A 16033-nucleotide genomic window follows, 5' to 3' on the forward strand; every position below is an offset into this window, starting at 1 on the left:
GGATCACCCTGGTTGAGGTGGTGTTCGGCTTCATGCTGGCCTCCGCCGTCGGTCTGGGGCTTGGCATGATCATCGGCGCGACCGCATTCGGCCGGAAGGCCATCATGCCCTATGTGGTGGCGATCAACACGATGCCGAAGGTCGCCTTCGCGCCGCTGTTCGTGGCGTGGTTCGGCTTCGGCATTGAATCCAAGATCATGATGGCGGCCTTCATCTCCTTCTTCCCGGTCACCATCAACACGGCGGCGGGACTGGCGGCAACGGACAGCAACATGACGATGCTGTTCCGCTCGCTGGAGGCGAACCGCTGGCAGACGCTGGTCAAGCTGCAGATGCCTTTCGCAACGCCCTACATCTTCGCAGGGTTGAAGCTCGCGGCCGTGTGGAGCGTCATCGGCGTGGTCGTCGGCGAGTACATGGGCGGCGGCGAAGGCCTTGGCGAACTGGTGCGTGTCGCCGCGAGCCAGCTGCGTGTGGGACGCGTCTTCGCGCAGATCCTGCTGCTCAGCCTGATGGGGCTTTCGGTCTTCGGTTTCGTGACGCTTCTGGAGCGCTACTTCGTTCGCTGGCGGCGCTGACCAGCCCGACGACCCGGACGGAAACCGGCCGAACAACCGGCCAGACAACCGAAAAGGGCCGGCGTTCCTCCTGCGGGAACGCCGGCCCTTTTTGTTTCGCGGTGCGTGGCGGCGGGATCCGTCATCCGCCGCCGTCCGGTATCACGCCATGAACTGCCCGCCATTCACCTCGATCGTCTGCCCGGTGATGTAACCGGCAAGGTCATGCGAGGCGAGGAACAGATACGCGCCTGCGCAGTCCTCCGGCTTGCCAAGCCGCCCCATCGGGATGGACTTGGTGATCATGTCCAGCACCTCCGGCTTGGTGTGCCGCTCGTGAAACAGCGTGTAGATGGTGCCCGGCGACACCGAGTTGAACCGGATCCCCTTGCCCGCGAACTCCTTGGAGTAGGTCTTGACCAGGTTCTGCACGGCCGCCTTGGACGCGGCGTAAAGGCTGGCCCCCGCCCCGCCCCCGATCTGCGATGCGACCGAGCCCGTCACGATGACATTTCCGCGCGTCTTCTCCAGATGCGGAATGGCGGCCGCACACGAGGCCACCACCGACCGGACATTCAGGTCGAGAACCTGGTCGTAGAATTCGTCGGTGAGGTCCAGAAGCCCTTTCCGGTCGACGAGACCGCCCGCGTTGCAGATCAGGACGTCCAGCTGGCCGAACCGCCGGACCACGGCATCAACCACGTCGCGCGCCTGTGACGACTGGCTGACATCCGCCTGAAACAGGTCCGCAACACCGCCAGCGGCCTTGATCTCGTCGCATACCGCCTGGGCCGCGTCGGTGCTGCGCGCATAATTGATCGCGACCTTCGCGCCATTTGCGGCAAATGCCTTGGCCGTCGCTGCCCCGATACCGGTGCTGCCGCCGGTGACCAGAACGACCTTGTCCTTCATGCTGATATTCATTCTCGAACCTTTCACGAGTTTCTTGCGGATTGGAGCCTGTCGGGCTTGAATTGCTTTTCGAACCGGGCCCGCGTCGCCGCATTTGGCGGATAGAGCCCGATAATGCTTGCCCCTTTGGTGACCTCTTCGAGAACATAAGCCTCGAAGGCCTCCATCTGCACGAGTTCCTCCGCGATCTCGCCGGCCATGTGCAGGGGCACGATGATCACCCCGTCCGCATCACCAACGACAAGGTCCCCGGGAAAGACCGGGGCCGTGCCGCACCCGATCGGAACATTGATGTCGATCGCCTGGTGTTTGGTCAGGTTCGTCGGTGCCGAAGGGGCGCCGCAATAGGCGGCCAGGCTCATGCGGGCAATCTCACGGGTATCACGCAATCCGCCATCGGTCACGATGCCGCTACACCCGCGATACTCCAGGCGCTTGGCCAGGATGCCTCCGGCCGAGGCCGCGCTTGCATCCCCGCGGCAGTCCATCACGAGCACCTGTCCCTTGGGCACCGTTTCGACGGCCACGCGCTGCGGATGTTCCGGATCCTGAAAGACCTCCAGTCCGTTGAGGTCCTCGCGGGCTGGAACATAGCGCAAGGTAAAGGCCTGTCCGACCATGTTGGGCCGGTCCCCGCCCAGACGCCGGACGCCTTGCACGAAGTTGGTTCGAAGCCCCCGCTTGTACAGCAAGGTCGCGACGCTCGCGGTCGATGCGTGGCGGAAGACCTCGAGGGTCGCCTCGGCCAGCGTTTCTCCGGAAACAGTCATGTCGTATCCTCTCCAGCCAGGATCATTCGAACAGGGCCGGCAATGTCAGCGACACCGCCGGGACGTAGGTCACCAGCAGCAAGGCTGCCAGCAGGGCCAGATAGAAGGGCCAGATCGTTTTCAGCGCCTGTTCGATCCGCACCTTCCCCACGGCACAGCCGACGAACAGGCAACTTCCCACCGGGGGCGTGCACAGACCCAGTCCGAGATTCATCAGCAGCATGATGCCGAACTGAACGGGGTCCATGCCGATCTCACGTGCGATCGGCAGGAAGATCGGCGTGCAGATCAGGATCAGGGCCGCCATGTCCATGATCATGCCGAGCATCAGCAGCATCACGTTGATCATCAGCAGGATGATCAGCGGATTGTCGGAGATCGTGATCAGCAGATCGGTGAGCAGCAGCGGCACCTGGTAGAGCGCCAGAAGATAGGCAAAGGCACTGGCGAAGCCGATCAGGATCATCACCATGGCGGTGGTGCGGACCGCCGAGGTGACGGCCGTGCGGAACGCGCTCCACGACAGCGAGCGATAGACGAGCACCGTCAGTGCCAGCGCGTAGATCGCGCCGAATGCGCCCGACTCGGTAACGGTGAAGATGCCCGACAGCACGCCGCCGACGATGATCACTGCGGTGAAAAGACCCGGCACCGCGGAAACGGCCGAGGCAGCCGCCGCACGCCAGCCGGGGAACGGCTCGGCCGGATAGTTCTTCCGCAATGCGACCAGATAGGCAGCGATCGCCAGACACACGCACATCAGGATGCCGGGCACGACACCGGCCAGGAACAGCTTGGAAATCGACAGGCCGCCACCGGCCGCAACGGCGAAGATGATCATGTTGTGGCTGGGCGGAATGACGATCCCCGCGATGGACGAGGTCACCGTGACATTCACCGCATAATCGGCGCTGTACCCCTTTTCCTTCATGACCGGGATCAGCAGCGAGCCAAGGGCGGAGATATCCGCAACGGCGGACCCGGAGATGCCGCCGAAGAGCATGCTGGAAAAGATGTTCACCTTGGCAAGGCCGCCCCGCACATGCCCGACCAGCGTCGATGCGAAGCGCACGAGCCGCGCGGCGATGCCGCCATGCAGCATGATTTCACCGGCAAACACGAAGAACGGAATCGCCAGAAGCGAGAAGACCGAGATGCCCGAAATGGTTCTCTGGAACGTGAGGAGAAGAGGAAAGCCCTCATAGTAGAAGGCCGACGCGGCCGCGATGCCCATGGCAAAGGCAACGGGGACGCCGAGCAGAAGACAGCCGCTGAACACGCCGAGAAGGATTGCAAGTCCCATGATCAGAGGCCTCCCTTGTCTGCCGGGCCCGTCACCTGCAGCAGTCGCCCGGCCTGAACGAGTGCACGCGAACCGGCGAAGAGGAAGGTGAACGCTCCGCACAACAGAGCGGGAAGCGTACGGAAGCTTTCCGGAATGTTGAGCATCGGCAGCTTGGTCGACCAGCCGAACTGCATCAGTTCAAGGCAGGCGAGCGTCATCACCACGCCGAACCCCGCCATGATCACATCGGCAAGGACCTCGGCGATCTCGCGAAAGGGGCTGGCCAGCATCTCGCGAAAGAGCGTCACGCCCAGATGCGTGTCCTCGTGTACGCCGGCGGCGCTGCCCACGAAGGCGATGTATCCGACAAGCAGCAGCGACAGCTGTTCGACCCAGGTCGGCGTCACGTTGAGCACATAGCGCCCGAACACCAGCCAGCCGAAAACGACGACCAGAAGCACGAGCGCGCAGGAACTGGCAAAAAGACACAATTGGCTCAGCAGGTTCAGCGCTTGCGCGAACATGCTCTCGGATCTCGTTTTCCGGAACACGGATGTCACCTCGAGGATATCGGCTTGTGAACCCGCGGCGCCGGATGGCGCCGCGGGCGGTTCGGCCGGAATGGCGGTCGAAGTCCTCAGTCCGCGTTGCGGATCAGGTCGACCAGTTCGGTCAGCTGCGGGTTTTCCTTGAGGAAGCCGTCATAGACCGGCGCCATCGCCTGCTGGAACGGAGCCTTGTCGGAGATCTCGTTGACCTGGGTACCGGCAGCCAGCACGGTCTCCATGCTCTTCTTCTCGCGCTCGGCCCAGAGCTTGCGCTGCATCTCGGCGCTCGCCTTGCCGGCCTCCAGGACGATCTTGCGGTCGTCTTCGGAAAGGGCGTCGAACGTCTTCTTGCTCATGCACAGGCACTCGGGAATGATCAGGTGTTCCGAGATCGAGTAGAATTTCGCCACTTCATAGTGATTGGTGGATTCGTAGGACGGAGGATTGTTCTCCGCACCGTCCACCACACCGGTCTTCAGCGACTGGTAGACCTCGGCGAAGGCCATCGGCGTCGCATTGCCGCCAAGCGACTCGATCATCCCGACGAACAGGTCGTTGTTCATCACGCGGACCTTCATCCCCGAAACGTCGGCGGGTACGCTGATCGGCTTGCGGGAGTTGTAGAAGGAGCGCGCCCCGGCATCGTACCAGCCAAGCGCCACAATTCCCTTCTTCTCCAGCCCCTCGCCGATCGCGGCGCCGGCGTCCCCGTCCATCAGGCGGTACATCTGGTCGACGCTCTTGAAGATGAACGGCAACGAGACGACGTTGGCCTCCGGCACCACTTGGCCCATCGGCCCGAGGCTGAAGACGCCGAAGTCGATCGCGCCAAGGCGAATCTGCTCGATGGCGTCCGGCTGGGACCCCAGCACGCCCGAGTGATAGACCTTGCCGCCCAGCCGGCCGTCCGTCTTCTCCGAGACCTCCGCGACAAACGCCTCCATGCCATGGGAGACGGGATAGTCCGCAACGTGAATGTTCCAGCCGCGCCACTCGGCCGCGCCTGCCTGCGAGGCTGCGCCAAACGGAATGGCGATGGCAAGGGCAACGGCGCCCGCGCGCGCCAGCCTGGAAATGGAAAGTGCTGTGTTCATTGGATCCTCCCGGAACGAGTGATGCGCCCTCCAGCGCACGCCGGAGATATAATCTCATTGAAATCTCATTTTCAAGAGATAATATCTCTTATCGTTCGAGGTCAGATGAGCGTTCGGTTTTGCACCCCGATGCCCTATGCTGTACCGGTTGGCGAAGTCCCCTCGCCCGTTCCATGCAGGAGCCTCCCGATGAACGCGTCCCACACACCTTCCCTGCCCGAGGTTCCGGCAGACAAGGGCGGACAGGCCCGGCTTTCCCTGACTGAAAGGGTCCAGTCGGAGCTTGGCGAAAAGATCCGCAACGGTGCCTTTTCCGTCGGCGACAAGCTTCCCCGGGAAAAGGACCTTGTGGACGCATTCGGCGTGAGCCGGACGGTGGTGCGCGAGGCACTCGCACAATTGAGGGCGGAAGGCTTGATCGAGATCCGGCACGGCGTGGGTGCCTTCGTGTGCGAACCGCCGGCGCGGGAAACACGAATCCCGTTTCTGCCGGACGATCTGAAGAAGAGGTCGGACCTCCTCGAACTGCTGGAACTGCGCAAGGGCGTCGAGATCGAGGCGGCGGGCCTGGCCGCCGAGCGACGTTCACCCGCCCAGTACGAGCGTATCCAGGAGGCCTTCGAGGCCTTCCGCATCGCCCTCCAGAACAATGATGACGCGTCGGAGAAGGATTTCGAACTCCATCGCTGCATCGCCGAGGCGACGAACAACCGGTTTTATTTGGAGTTTCTCGACTACATCTCCCGTCACGCGACGCTGACGGCCTCCGGTTCGCTGTATGGCGGCGAACAGTCCCGCAAGCTCTACCAACTGTCCATGCTGGAAAGCGAGCACGCCCGCCTCGTGGAGGCGATCTCCCGGCGCGATGCGGAGGGTGCCCGGACCGCCATGCGGGACCATCTTCTTCAGAGCGAAAAACGCTTCATCGCAACGGGCGGCTAGGGTCGAAAACGTCTGAGGGCGTGGCCCGACCGGAAAATGGTGGGCGGTGAGAGACTCGAACTCCCGACATCCTCGGTGTAAACGAGGCGCTCTACCAACTGAGCTAACCGCCCCGCGACAGGGTCGGGCTGCAGGAGCCGGACCGCGCGAGTGCCGCGAAACTGGCGCCGCTACCGGCGGCGCGTTCGAGGCCCGTGCCTTTTAAGCCGAGCCGCCAGCGAATTCAACAGCCGCGTGCGTCTTGTCCCGTCTCCGCAAGAGCGCGGATGCCCCGCCCCGTCTTAGCGACCCGTGTCGCAACGCATGCCGCCGCCCCGCCACGCTCAGGACCGCATCCCGGGCGCCGCTCTGCATCATCCTTCGGGAAGGACCGTGGCCGCCGGCCGGCCCTGCAAGGCCCTGCCCTGCCCCGCGAAACCCGCGCCTCAACGCAAAACGGCCCTGCGGGCTTTCGCCCGCGGGGCCGTCGGGTAAATCAGAACGGTCTGCCTTCAGGCGTTGACGGCGTCCTTGAGGTCCTTGCCGGCCTTGAACTTCGGGGTCTTCGACGCCGGAATCTGGATCGTCTCGCCGGTGCGCGGGTTGCGGCCTTCAGAGGCAGCGCGCGCGGAAACGGAGAAGTTGCCGAAGCCGATGATACGGACTTCGCCACCGCTCTTCAGGGTTCCGGTGATCGCGTCGAGCGCCGCATCGACGGCTTCGCCGGCCTGCGCCTTGGTGAGGCCCGTCTTCTCTGCGACAGAGCCGATCAGATCGTTTTTGTTCATGGCAGTCCCTTTCCTGGAAACAGAAAGCCCGACGATTCGTGACAGGCTTCGGGGAGGGACACTCTTGCGAAATCGAGCCCGTGGCAAGCTGAAAAGCGCAGAAATCCGCGATTTTTGGCCTTTTTTAATGGCAAAGGGGCCCCAACCGGCGTCGGGGCCCCTTTTTTGTGAATAAGCGGTGGATCAATGGGCGATCAGCTTGCTGCTATCGTCATCCTTGACAACCGCCTTGGCTGCCGCCTCCGCCGCGGCCTCGTCCCATTCGATACGCTCCGGAGTGCGCACCAGGGCCGTCTTCAGGACATCCTCCATCCGCGCCACCGGGATGATTTCCAGCCCGTTCTTGACGTTGTCGGGGATCTCGGCGAGATCCTTGGCATTGTCCTCCGGGATCATCACCGTGGTGATGCCGCCGCGCAGGGCCGCGAGGAGCTTCTCCTTGAGGCCGCCGATCGGCAGCACCCGCCCGCGCAGCGTGATCTCGCCGGTCATCGCCACGTGGCGACGCACCGGAATGCCGGTCATCACCGAGATCACGGCGGTGGCCATGGCGATGCCCGCCGACGGTCCGTCCTTCGGGGTCGCCCCTTCCGGCACGTGCACGTGGATGTCGCGCTTGTCGAAGAGCGGCGGCTCGATGCCGAAGTCGACGGCCCGCGAGCGCACATAGGACGCAGCGGCGGAAATCGACTCCTTCATCACGTCGCGCAGGTTGCCGGTCACCGTCATCTTGCCCTTGCCCGGCATCATCACGCCCTCGATGGTCAGCAGTTCGCCGCCCACCTCGGTCCAGGCAAGACCGGTGACGACACCGACCTGATCCTCAAGCTCTGCCTCGCCGTAGCGATAGCGCGGCACACCCAGGAACTCCTCGACGACCGCCTCGTCGACCTTGATGGCCGGCTTCTCGGACATCAGGATCTCCTTGACCGCCTTCCGGGCGAGCGTCGCCAGCTCGCGCTCAAGGTTACGCACGCCCGCCTCGCGGGTGTAGCGACGGATGACGAGCCGCAGCGCGGCGTCGGACACCTCGAACTCGCCGTCCTTCAGGCCATGGTCCTTCTCGGCCTTGGTCAACAGGTGACGGCGGGCGATCTCGACCTTCTCGTCCTCGGTGTAGCCGGCAATACGGATGATCTCCATCCGGTCCATCAGCGGCGCCGGGATGTTGAGCGTGTTCGCCGTGGTCACGAACATCACGTCCGAGAGGTCGTATTCGATCTCCAGGTAGTGATCCATGAAGGACGAGTTCTGCTCCGGATCCAGCACCTCAAGCAGCGCCGACGAGGGATCGCCGCGGAAATCCATGCCCATCTTGTCGATCTCGTCGAGCAGGAAGAGCGGGTTGGACTTCTTCGCCTTCTTCATCGACTGGATGACCTTGCCGGGCATCGAGCCGATATAGGTGCGCCGGTGACCGCGGATCTCCGCCTCGTCACGCACGCCGCCGAGCGACATGCGCACGAACTCGCGCCCGGTCGACTTGGCGATCGACTTGCCAAGCGAGGTCTTGCCGACGCCCGGAGGGCCGACGAGGCACAGGATCGGCCCCTTCAGCTTGTTGGCGCGCTTCTGCACGGCGAGATACTCGACGATGCGCTCCTTGACCTTCTCCAGCCCGTAATGGTCGGCGTCGAGCACCTCCTGGGCATGCTTCAGGTCGTGCTTGACCTTGCCCTTCTTGCTCCACGGAATGCCGAGCAGCCAGTCGAGATAGTTGCGCACGACCGTGGCTTCCGCCGACATCGGGCTCATCTGCTTGAGCTTCCTGAGCTCCGCATTGGCCTTCTCGCGCGCCTCCTTGGAGAGCTTGGTCTTGGTGATGCGCTCTTCCAGTTCGGCCACCTCGTCGCGGCCTTCCTCGCCGTCGCCGAGCTCCTTCTGGATCGCCTTCATCTGCTCGTTGAGATAGTACTCGCGCTGGGTCTTCTCCATCTGGCGCTTGACGCGCGAGCGGATGCGCTTTTCCACCTGCAGGACGGAGATCTCGCTCTCCATCAGGCCGAGCACCCGCTCCAGCCGCCCGGCAACCGAGGTGATCGCGAGGATCTCCTGCTTCTCCGGGATCTTGACGGCCAGGTGCGAGGCGATGGTGTCCGCGAGCTTGGAATTGTCGTCGATCTGTCCGATGGCGCCGAGAACCTCGGGCGACACCTTCTTGTTGAGCTTGACGTAATTGTCGAACTCCGAGACGACCGAACGCGACAGCGCCTCGACCTCGACAGTGTCGCTCTCCTCGTCCGTCAGGACGCTGGCATAGGCCTCGAACAGGTCGCTGCGCTCGGTGTAGGAGGTGATCTTCGCGCGCGAAACGCCCTCGACCAGCACCTTGACGGTGTTGTCCGGCAGCTTGAGCAGCTGCAGCACGGTGGCCAGCGTGCCGACTTCATAGATGTCGGAAGGGTCCGGCTCGTCATCGGAGGCATTCATCTGCGTGGCAAGCAGGATCTGCTTGTCGGCGCTCATCACCTCTTCAAGCGCGCGGATCGACTTTTCGCGACCCACGAAGAGCGGCACGATCATGTGCGGAAAAACGACGATATCGCGCAGGGGCAGGACGGGATGAAGCGTATCTTCGCCCTCGGGCCGCACATCGAACTCAGTCATGGATTTTCCTTTCCTTGCGAACCCGCCGCCCCGGGGAGTGGCAGACACGACGGGCGCATTGCCGGAAAGCGGTGCCGGATCGCCTTTGCGCATGCGCTTCGGTGTCCTGGCTGGCCGATCCCCGCTGCCCCGTTTTCCGGGCACGGCGGCGGTCGCCCCGCTTGCCTGTTATGCCAATAGGTGGCGAGCCCCCTCCAGCGTGTCAAGGCGCGCCGTCGGCACGTTCGCCCCGCGTTGCCACAAGACTACGCCCAATACGCGCTGATTCGCCGAAAAACTGCGGTTTGCGCGGGAGCAAACGGTGGAAATCCCGCAATTCTCCGGCATCCTTGTCGGCGGACGGATCCTGAGCCGGAGAAGATCTGCCTGCATGACGGCTCGCGGACGCGAAAAGACCCCGGGCCGCAAGGCAGCCCGGGGTCTTTTGACAACAAGCGCCAGTGCGCCGGATCAGGCCGTCGTCGCGGAATTCTCCGCCCGGTCCTCATAGATGTAGAGCGGACGAGCCTCGCCGGTCACGACCTCGGCCGAGATCACGACTTCCTTGACGCCCTTGAGGCCGGGAAGCTCGTACATCGTGTCGAGCAGGATCGCCTCGAGGATGGAGCGCAGTCCGCGCGCGCCGGTCTTGCGCTCGATCGCCTTGCGGGCAACCGCCTTGAGCGCTTCCTCGTGATAGGTGAGCTCGACATTCTCCATCTCGAACAGCCGCTGGTACTGCTTCACCAGCGCGTTCTTCGGCTCGGTGAGGATCTCGACCAGGGCTTCCTCGTCGAGGTCGCCAAGCGTCGCGATCACCGGCAGACGGCCGACGAATTCCGGGATCAGACCGAACTTCAGCAGGTCCTCCGGCTCCAGCTCGCTGAACAGTTCGCCGGTGCGCCGGTCTTCCGGCGCCTCGACATTCGCCTTGAAGCCGATCGACGTCTTGCGGCTTCTGTCGGAGATGATCTTCTCCAGGCCGGCGAAAGCGCCGCCGCAGATGAACAGGATGTTGGTCGTGTCCACCTGCAGGAATTCCTGCTGCGGATGCTTACGGCCGCCCTGCGGCGGCACGCTGGCGACCGTGCCTTCCATGATCTTCAGAAGCGCCTGCTGGACACCCTCGCCCGATACATCGCGCGTGATCGACGGGTTGTCGGCCTTGCGGCTGATCTTGTCGACCTCGTCGATATAGACGATGCCGCGCTGCGCCCGCTCGACATTGTAGTCGGCCGACTGGAGCAGCTTGAGGATGATGTTCTCGACATCCTCGCCCACATAACCGGCTTCGGTCAGGGTGGTGGCGTCGGCCATCGTGAAGGGCACGTCGAGAATCCGCGCCAGCGTCTGGGCCAGCAGCGTCTTGCCGCAGCCGGTCGGGCCGACAAGCAGGATGTTCGACTTCGCCAGTTCCACGTCGTTGTTCTTCGACGCGTGATTGAGCCGCTTGTAGTGGTTGTGCACCGCGACCGAGAGAACTTTCTTCGCCGGACCCTGGCCGATCACGTAGTCGTCGAGAACGGCACGAATCTCCTGCGGCGTCGGAATACCGTCACGCGACTTCACCAGCGAGGACTTGTTCTCCTCGCGAATGATGTCCATGCACAGCTCGACGCATTCGTCGCAGATAAAAACGGTGGGGCCGGCGATCAACTTGCGCACTTCGTGCTGGCTCTTTCCGCAGAAAGAGCAGTAGAGCGTGTTTTTCGAGTCGCCGCCGCTGGCCTTAGTCATCAGGTAAACCCCGCGTGGTTCGGAAGACTACCGGTCTTCCGCTGTGTCTTGGCGAGATGAACGTTCAAGTGTCCATCTCTTTCCCGGAACCGGACCTACGACGCGCCCGCACTCGTCCCGCAATTGTCATCATGCTTCCACCTCAAAAATCAATATACGTTTAAGGCGAACGCATGGCACCGGTTTTGCCCGGCGGTGGGAAACCGCAACATCCATCGATTCGCGGCTTTCCCGTAGTCCGTCACGTCACTTCGGCTTGCTTTCGCCGCCGCCCAGGCTCGACCGGTCGGCGATGACCTCATCGATGATGCCGAACGACTTGGCCGTCTCGGCCGTCATGAAGTTGTCGCGCTCGAGCGCAGCCTCGACCTGGTCGAGCGTCTGCCCGGTGTGCTTGACGTAGATCTCGTTCAGCCGCTTCTTCAGCTTCAGGATCTCCTGGGCGTGCAGCATGATGTCTGCCGCCTGCCCGCGGAACCCGCCGGAAGGCTGGTGCACCATGACGCGCGAATTGGGCAGCGAGAAACGGCTGCCCTTGGCGCCGGCCGCCAGAAGCAGCGACCCCATCGAGGCCGCCTGGCCGATGCACAGCGTCGACACTTCCGGCCGGATGAACTGCATCGTGTCATAGATCGCGAGACCCGACGTCACCAGTCCGCCGGGCGAATTGATGTAGATCGCGATCTCCTTGGTCGGGTTTTCCGCTTCGAGATACAGAAGCTGGGCGCAAATCAGCGTCGCCAGGTGATCCTCGATCGGCCCCGTGAGAAAGATGATGCGCTCCTTGAGGAGCCGCGAATAGATATCGAACGCGCGCTCGCCCCGGTTCGTCTGCTCGACGACCATCGGAACGAGTGAGTTCACGGCGAAATCGACTGGATCCTTCATGCCTCGTCCATGCTCTGGAGGAACGCCCCTCGCCTTCCTTGTCTTGAAGGCTCGACCTTTCGGGCACTGTGCCACGGCACGATCGGAAAGGAGCGGTCTCTGTATCGGTCTTGAGTCGAAAAAAGCGACACCCATACATAAGGGATGTCGCCTTGTTCCGAAAGATAGGTACTGGCCAGCCGTGGGCAAGGGTTAAAACCCACAAGGTCCGCGAGACGAAACGGCCCCGGCATGATGCCGGGGCCGTTCCTCGTTTCACTGGCCGGCGAAGGATCAGGCAGCGGTCTCGTCGCCCTCGTCTTCCGCCATCAGCTCGTCCTTGGTGACCGTCTTGTCGGTAACCTTGGCGAGCTCGAGGATGTAGTCGACGACCTTCTCCTCGTAAATCGGGGCCTGCAGGCTGGCGAGTGCCGTCGGATTGCTCCGGTAGAACTCGAAAACCTCCTTTTCCTGGCCCGGGAACTGGCGAACCTTCTCGTAGAGGGCGCGCTGCACCTCCTCGTCGGTCACCTTGACCTCGTTCTTCTCTCCGACCTCGGACAGGACCAGGCCCAGGCGCACGCGGCGCTCCGCGATCTTGCGGTACTCGGCGCGCGCCTCCTCCTCGGTCGTCTCCTCGTCCTCGAAGGACTTGCCGGAGCGCTCCATGTCCTGCTCGACCTGGCGCCAGACGCCGTCGAACTCGGACTGGACCAGACGCTCGGGAAGGTCGAACTGGTAGACCTCGTCGAGCTTGTCGAGAAGCTGGCGCTTCACCTTCTGGCGGGTCATCGCACCGAACTGGCTCTCGATCTGGCCGCGGATGATCTCCTTCAGCTTGTCGAGGCCCTCAAGGCCCAGTCCCTTGGCAAAGTCGTCGTCGACCGCGACCTCGCCCGGGGCCTGCACTTCCTTGACGACGATGTCGAAGGTCACGCCCTTGCCGGCCAGGTGCTTGGCCGGATAGTCCTCGGGGAAGCTGACCTCGATGACCTTCTCGTCACCGGCCTTCAGGCCGACGAGCTGCTCCTCGAAGCCGGGGATGAACTGCTTGGAGCCGATGACCAGCTGGCCGTTCTCGTCGGCACCGCCCTCGAAGGGCTCGCCGTCGAGCTTGCCGAGATAGCTCATCTGCACCCGGTCGCCGTCTTCCGCCGCGCCGTCCTTGGTGGTGAACGGCTTGTTGTTGGCGGCGATCTGCGCAATCTGCTCATCGACCTCGGCATCGTCGATCTCGACGATCGGACGCTCGATCTCGACACTCTTGAAGTCGATGATCTCGAACTCCGGCAGGATGTCGTAGCTGAGCGTGAAGGCGATGTCGGCGGAGCCGCCGAGAATGGCCTCGGCGTCGTCCTGCGGCAGGTCGATCTCCGGCTGCATCGCCGGCTTCTCGTTGCGCTCCTCGACCACCTTTCGGGTGGTCTCGTTGAGCATCTCGTTGAGAACCTCGCCGGTCGCCTGGCGGCCGTACATGCGCTTCATGTGCGCCATCGGCACCTTGCCCGGCCGGAAGCCCTTGATTTTCACCTTGTCCTTGAGGTCTTCAAGATAGGTGTCGAGGCGGCTAGCAAGCTCAGACGCCGGAATGACGACTTTCAGTTCGCGTTTCAGCCCCTCGGCCAGCGTTTCGGTTACCTGCATGGTCGTGTGCTTCGTCCTTGATCGAGAACGTCTTTCCGACAGCTCGTGTGATTGTGGTCCCCGGCTCGGGAGTGTCTGGCCGGGTTCGCTAAAATCCGGTGCTCATCGCTTCGGGCCTGACGTGGTGCGGGCGGAGGGACTTGAACCCCCACGGCGTGCGCCACCAGAACCTAAATCTGGCGTGTCTACCAGTTCCACCACGCCCGCGACGTGCATAGGCGCCCAAAGTCAAGGCGCGGCCTCTATAACACCCCGCTTGGCGCGGTCAAAGGAAAATCCGGGCATGGTCCACCGCCTGCCGCTGCCCCGGCGAGCCACGGATTTCCGGAGCCTTCCGCCGGCTCGCCGTGCCCTCGCGCCGCTATCCGGCGAAGTGTTCGCCGAGCGCCAGGCGCAACGCCGGCTCAAGATCCTCCGCCGTCAGCGCCGGACCGGCGAGGACGCCGGCCCGTCCGTGCAGCCACACAGCAGCTGCCGCCGCCTCGAACGCCGGCACTCCCTGCGCCAGCAGGCCGGTCACGATCCCGCACAGGACGTCGCCCGATCCGGCCGTTGCCAGCCATGCAGGAGCATTGTCGTTGATGACCGCCCGTCCGTCGGGCGCCGCAACCACCGTATCAGGCCCCTTCAGCACCACGACCCCGCCGGTCAGTTGCGCGGCGGCCCGCGCCCTTGCCAGCTTCGATTGCCCGCCGACCCGGTCGGTGTCACCGAACAGGCGCGCAAACTCGCCGTCATGCGGTGTCAGCACCACATCGCCGGCGCGCTTGCCGGACCGTGACGAGATCGCCTGCGCCAGTTGCCCGGCTGCACCTTCGAAAGCAGTCAGCGCATCCGCATCGAGAACCGCCGCACGCAAGCCCGAGGCCAGCGCCACGAGCACCAGCTCGCGCGTGCCCGCGCCCGTGCCCGCACCGGGTCCGATGGCGATGGCATTGAGCCGCCGGTCGGCAAGAAGCTCGCCCAGCCCCTCCTTCCCCTGGAACTTGCGCAGCATCACCGCCGTCAGGTGCATGGCGTTGACCAGCGCCGCCGATGGCGGGGTCGCCACGGTGACAAGCCCCGCGCCTGAACGCAGGGCCGCGCCCGCCGCCAGCCGCGCCGCGCCCGTCGACAGGGCCGGACCGGAGACGACAACCGCATGCCCGCGCGCATATTTGTGATCGCTTGAGCCCGGCGCGCGCAGCGCCGCACCCCACACCCCTGCATCGTTGCGCCAGGTTCGCTCGCGGCAGTCCGCATGGACCGTGCGCAGGACCTCCCCTGGGATGCCGATATCGGCAATCTCCAGCAGGCCGCGCAGCCGGCGCCCGGGAAACAGGTAGTGCCCCGGTTTGCCCCGGAAGAAGGTCACCGTCCGGTCGGCCTCGATGGCACTGCCCAGGACCGAACCGCCCTCGCCCTCCACGCCCGAGGGCAGGTCGACGCTGAGCACCAAGCATCCGGACACGTTGACAAGGTGCACGGCCTCGGCGGCAACGCCGCTCAGCGGACGGGCAAGGCCCGCACCGAACAGCGCATCGACGACAACTCCGGCGGTCGCAAGCGATCCTGAGAGGCTCCCGGCGTTCAGCGGGATGACGGCGATGCCGGCCGCCTCCATCTCCTCCAGCGCCAGCGCCGCATCACCCGCGATCCGCTCGCGCGCGCCCAGCAGGTGCACCTCGACCCGGTAGCCGCGCCGGCGCAGGACCGTGGCGGCGACGAAGCCGTCGCCGCCATTGTTGCCCGGACCGGCGAGCACCAGCACCCGCGCCGCCAGCGGAACCATCCGGGCACAGGCATCGGCAACCGCCAGACCGGCACGCCGCATGAGCTCGATGCCAGGTGTGCCGCCGGCGATGGCAAGCGCGTCCGCCTCCGCCATCCTTTCCGGAGACAGAAGCTCGTTCACGCCTCGGCCCCACCGGCGAGCACGACCGCCTGGGGCTCGGACAGCTCGACGAGATTGCCGTCGGGATCACGGATGTAAACCGAGCGCAGGGGCGACATTGCTCCGGTCCGCGACACCGGCCCCTCCTCGATCGCGACCTTCGCCTCCGTCAGCCGCCGTATCGCCTCGTCGAGCGAGGCGACAAGGAAACAGAGGTCTCCGGACCCCGGCACGGGCTTGCGCGCCGCCGGCGAGAACTCGGCCCCGGCCTGGTGCAGATTGATCTTCTGGGCACCGAAACGCAGCGCACGCCGCCCGCCGCCAAAGACCACCTCCTCCATGCCGAGCACGCCGCAATAGAAGCCGACCGTCCGGTCGAGGTCGGCAACCGTGAGCACAAGATGATCGAGGGCCTCGATCCTCATCCCAGTCTCCCCTTGTTCTGCGGAGC

The 16033-nt window shown here is 64.2% G+C and carries 15 protein-coding genes and 2 tRNA genes; 3 read left to right on the forward strand and 14 right to left on the reverse strand.

The window, feature by feature from the left end; translation table 11 throughout:
• Window positions 1-578, forward strand: a 578-nt coding sequence (locus ACN0T5_RS11620) for an ABC transporter permease (RefSeq protein ID WP_417768771.1), incomplete at its 5' end; no start/stop codon positions are given.
• 141 nt (window positions 579-719) lie between these two features.
• Here the strand turns inward: ACN0T5_RS11620 and ACN0T5_RS11625 are convergent.
• The 5 genes from ACN0T5_RS11625 to ACN0T5_RS11645 all read right to left on the reverse strand — a co-directional run bounded on the left by ACN0T5_RS11625 (window position 720) and on the right by ACN0T5_RS11645 (window position 5166).
• Window positions 720-1481, reverse strand: a complete 762-nt coding sequence (locus ACN0T5_RS11625; RefSeq protein ID WP_417768772.1) for an SDR family NAD(P)-dependent oxidoreductase — start codon at window positions 1479-1481, stop codon at window positions 720-722.
• A gap of 11 nt (window positions 1482-1492) precedes the next feature.
• A complete protein-coding gene (locus ACN0T5_RS11630; protein WP_417768773.1) occupies window positions 1493-2239 on the reverse strand; it encodes a ribonuclease activity regulator RraA in 747 nt (248 codons plus the stop codon).
• A gap of 22 nt (window positions 2240-2261) precedes the next feature.
• Window positions 2262-3542: a TRAP transporter large permease gene (locus tag ACN0T5_RS11635; protein WP_417768774.1), complete on the reverse strand. Its 1281-nt coding sequence runs from the start codon at window positions 3540-3542 to the stop codon at window positions 2262-2264.
• A 2-nt stretch (window positions 3543-3544) separates the two neighbouring features.
• On the reverse strand, window positions 3545-4048 hold the full coding sequence (locus tag ACN0T5_RS11640; RefSeq protein ID WP_417768775.1) for a TRAP transporter small permease: 504 nt from the start codon (window positions 4046-4048) through the stop codon (window positions 3545-3547).
• 113 nt (window positions 4049-4161) lie between these two features.
• Entirely contained in the window at window positions 4162-5166 is a 1005-nt protein-coding gene (locus ACN0T5_RS11645; protein WP_417768776.1) for a TRAP transporter substrate-binding protein, read from the reverse strand.
• A gap of 189 nt (window positions 5167-5355) precedes the next feature.
• Here ACN0T5_RS11645 and ACN0T5_RS11650 point away from each other — a divergent pair, with 189 nt between their 5' ends.
• On the forward strand, window positions 5356-6108 hold the full coding sequence (locus ACN0T5_RS11650) for a FadR/GntR family transcriptional regulator (protein WP_417768777.1): 753 nt from the start codon (window positions 5356-5358) through the stop codon (window positions 6106-6108).
• Between the two features lie 37 nt (window positions 6109-6145).
• Here ACN0T5_RS11650 and ACN0T5_RS11655 read toward each other — a convergent pair.
• From ACN0T5_RS11655 to lon, 3 genes are all read right to left on the reverse strand, one after another.
• Window positions 6146-6221: transfer RNA gene (locus tag ACN0T5_RS11655), tRNA-Val, on the reverse strand.
• 378 nt (window positions 6222-6599) lie between these two features.
• On the reverse strand, window positions 6600-6875 hold the full coding sequence (locus tag ACN0T5_RS11660; RefSeq protein ID WP_417768778.1) for an HU family DNA-binding protein: 276 nt from the start codon (window positions 6873-6875) through the stop codon (window positions 6600-6602).
• 183 nt (window positions 6876-7058) lie between these two features.
• Entirely contained in the window at window positions 7059-9380 is a 2322-nt protein-coding gene (gene lon / locus ACN0T5_RS11665) for an endopeptidase La (RefSeq protein WP_417768779.1), read from the reverse strand.
• On the opposite strand from lon, the gene ACN0T5_RS11670 reads away from it, so the two are divergent.
• Window positions 9328-9441, forward strand: coding sequence for a hypothetical protein (locus ACN0T5_RS11670; RefSeq protein ID WP_369293117.1), 114 nt, complete (start codon window positions 9328-9330; stop codon window positions 9439-9441). The two genes, lon and ACN0T5_RS11670, sit on opposite strands and share 53 nt — an antisense overlap.
• A gap of 491 nt (window positions 9442-9932) precedes the next feature.
• Here ACN0T5_RS11670 and clpX read toward each other — a convergent pair whose 3' ends face one another.
• From clpX to ACN0T5_RS11700, 6 genes are all read right to left on the reverse strand, one after another.
• Window positions 9933-11198 (reverse strand): ATP-dependent Clp protease ATP-binding subunit ClpX, encoded by a 1266-nt coding sequence (gene clpX, locus ACN0T5_RS11675; RefSeq protein WP_306030140.1) that lies wholly within the window; start codon window positions 11196-11198, stop codon window positions 9933-9935.
• 246 nt (window positions 11199-11444) lie between these two features.
• Window positions 11445-12086 carry an ATP-dependent Clp endopeptidase proteolytic subunit ClpP gene (gene clpP / locus ACN0T5_RS11680; RefSeq protein WP_417768780.1) on the reverse strand — a complete coding sequence of 214 codons (642 nt, stop codon included), beginning with the start codon at window positions 12084-12086 and terminating at the stop codon, window positions 11445-11447.
• A 273-nt stretch (window positions 12087-12359) separates the two neighbouring features.
• On the reverse strand, window positions 12360-13709 hold the full coding sequence (tig, locus tag ACN0T5_RS11685; protein ID WP_417768781.1) for a trigger factor: 1350 nt from the start codon (window positions 13707-13709) through the stop codon (window positions 12360-12362).
• Window positions 13710-13831: 122 nt separating this feature from the next.
• Window positions 13832-13916 (reverse strand) — tRNA-Leu (locus ACN0T5_RS11690).
• 154 nt (window positions 13917-14070) lie between these two features.
• Window positions 14071-15603 (reverse strand): NAD(P)H-hydrate dehydratase, encoded by a 1533-nt coding sequence (locus ACN0T5_RS11695; protein ID WP_417768782.1) that lies wholly within the window; start codon window positions 15601-15603, stop codon window positions 14071-14073.
• Window positions 15600-16007 carry a VOC family protein gene (locus ACN0T5_RS11700; protein ID WP_417768783.1) on the reverse strand — a complete coding sequence of 136 codons (408 nt, stop codon included), beginning with the start codon at window positions 16005-16007 and terminating at the stop codon, window positions 15600-15602. Before ACN0T5_RS11700 ends, ACN0T5_RS11695 begins: the two co-directional genes overlap by 4 nt.
• Window positions 16008-16033: the final 26 nt, after the last annotated feature.

Source organism: Stappia sp. (assembly GCF_048261845.1).
In the GTDB taxonomy this organism is placed as follows: Bacteria; Pseudomonadota; Alphaproteobacteria; order Rhizobiales; family Stappiaceae; genus Stappia.

Excerpts from the sequence above, each read along its gene's own strand:
- ACN0T5_RS11625 (WP_417768772.1), bottom strand. The coding sequence starts at position 1,481 with ATGAATATCAGCATGAAGGACAAGGTCGTTCTGGTCACCGGCGGCAGC.
- ACN0T5_RS11630 (WP_417768773.1), bottom strand. The coding sequence starts at position 2,239 with ATGACTGTTTCCGGAGAAACGCTGGCCGAGGCGACCCTCGAGGTCTTC.
- ACN0T5_RS11635 (WP_417768774.1), bottom strand. The coding sequence starts at position 3,542 with ATGGGACTTGCAATCCTTCTCGGCGTGTTCAGCGGCTGTCTTCTGCTC.
- ACN0T5_RS11640 (WP_417768775.1), bottom strand. The coding sequence starts at position 4,048 with ATGTTCGCGCAAGCGCTGAACCTGCTGAGCCAATTGTGTCTTTTTGCC.
- ACN0T5_RS11645 (WP_417768776.1), bottom strand. The coding sequence starts at position 5,166 with ATGAACACAGCACTTTCCATTTCCAGGCTGGCGCGCGCGGGCGCCGTT.
- ACN0T5_RS11650 (WP_417768777.1), top strand. The coding sequence starts at position 5,356 with ATGAACGCGTCCCACACACCTTCCCTGCCCGAGGTTCCGGCAGACAAG.
- ACN0T5_RS11660 (WP_417768778.1), bottom strand. The coding sequence starts at position 6,875 with ATGAACAAAAACGATCTGATCGGCTCTGTCGCAGAGAAGACGGGCCTC.
- clpX (WP_306030140.1), bottom strand. The coding sequence starts at position 11,198 with ATGACTAAGGCCAGCGGCGGCGACTCGAAAAACACGCTCTACTGCTCT.
- clpP (WP_417768780.1), bottom strand. The coding sequence starts at position 12,086 with ATGAAGGATCCAGTCGATTTCGCCGTGAACTCACTCGTTCCGATGGTC.
- tig (WP_417768781.1), bottom strand. The coding sequence starts at position 13,709 with ATGCAGGTAACCGAAACGCTGGCCGAGGGGCTGAAACGCGAACTGAAA.
- ACN0T5_RS11700 (WP_417768783.1), bottom strand. The coding sequence starts at position 16,007 with ATGAGGATCGAGGCCCTCGATCATCTTGTGCTCACGGTTGCCGACCTC.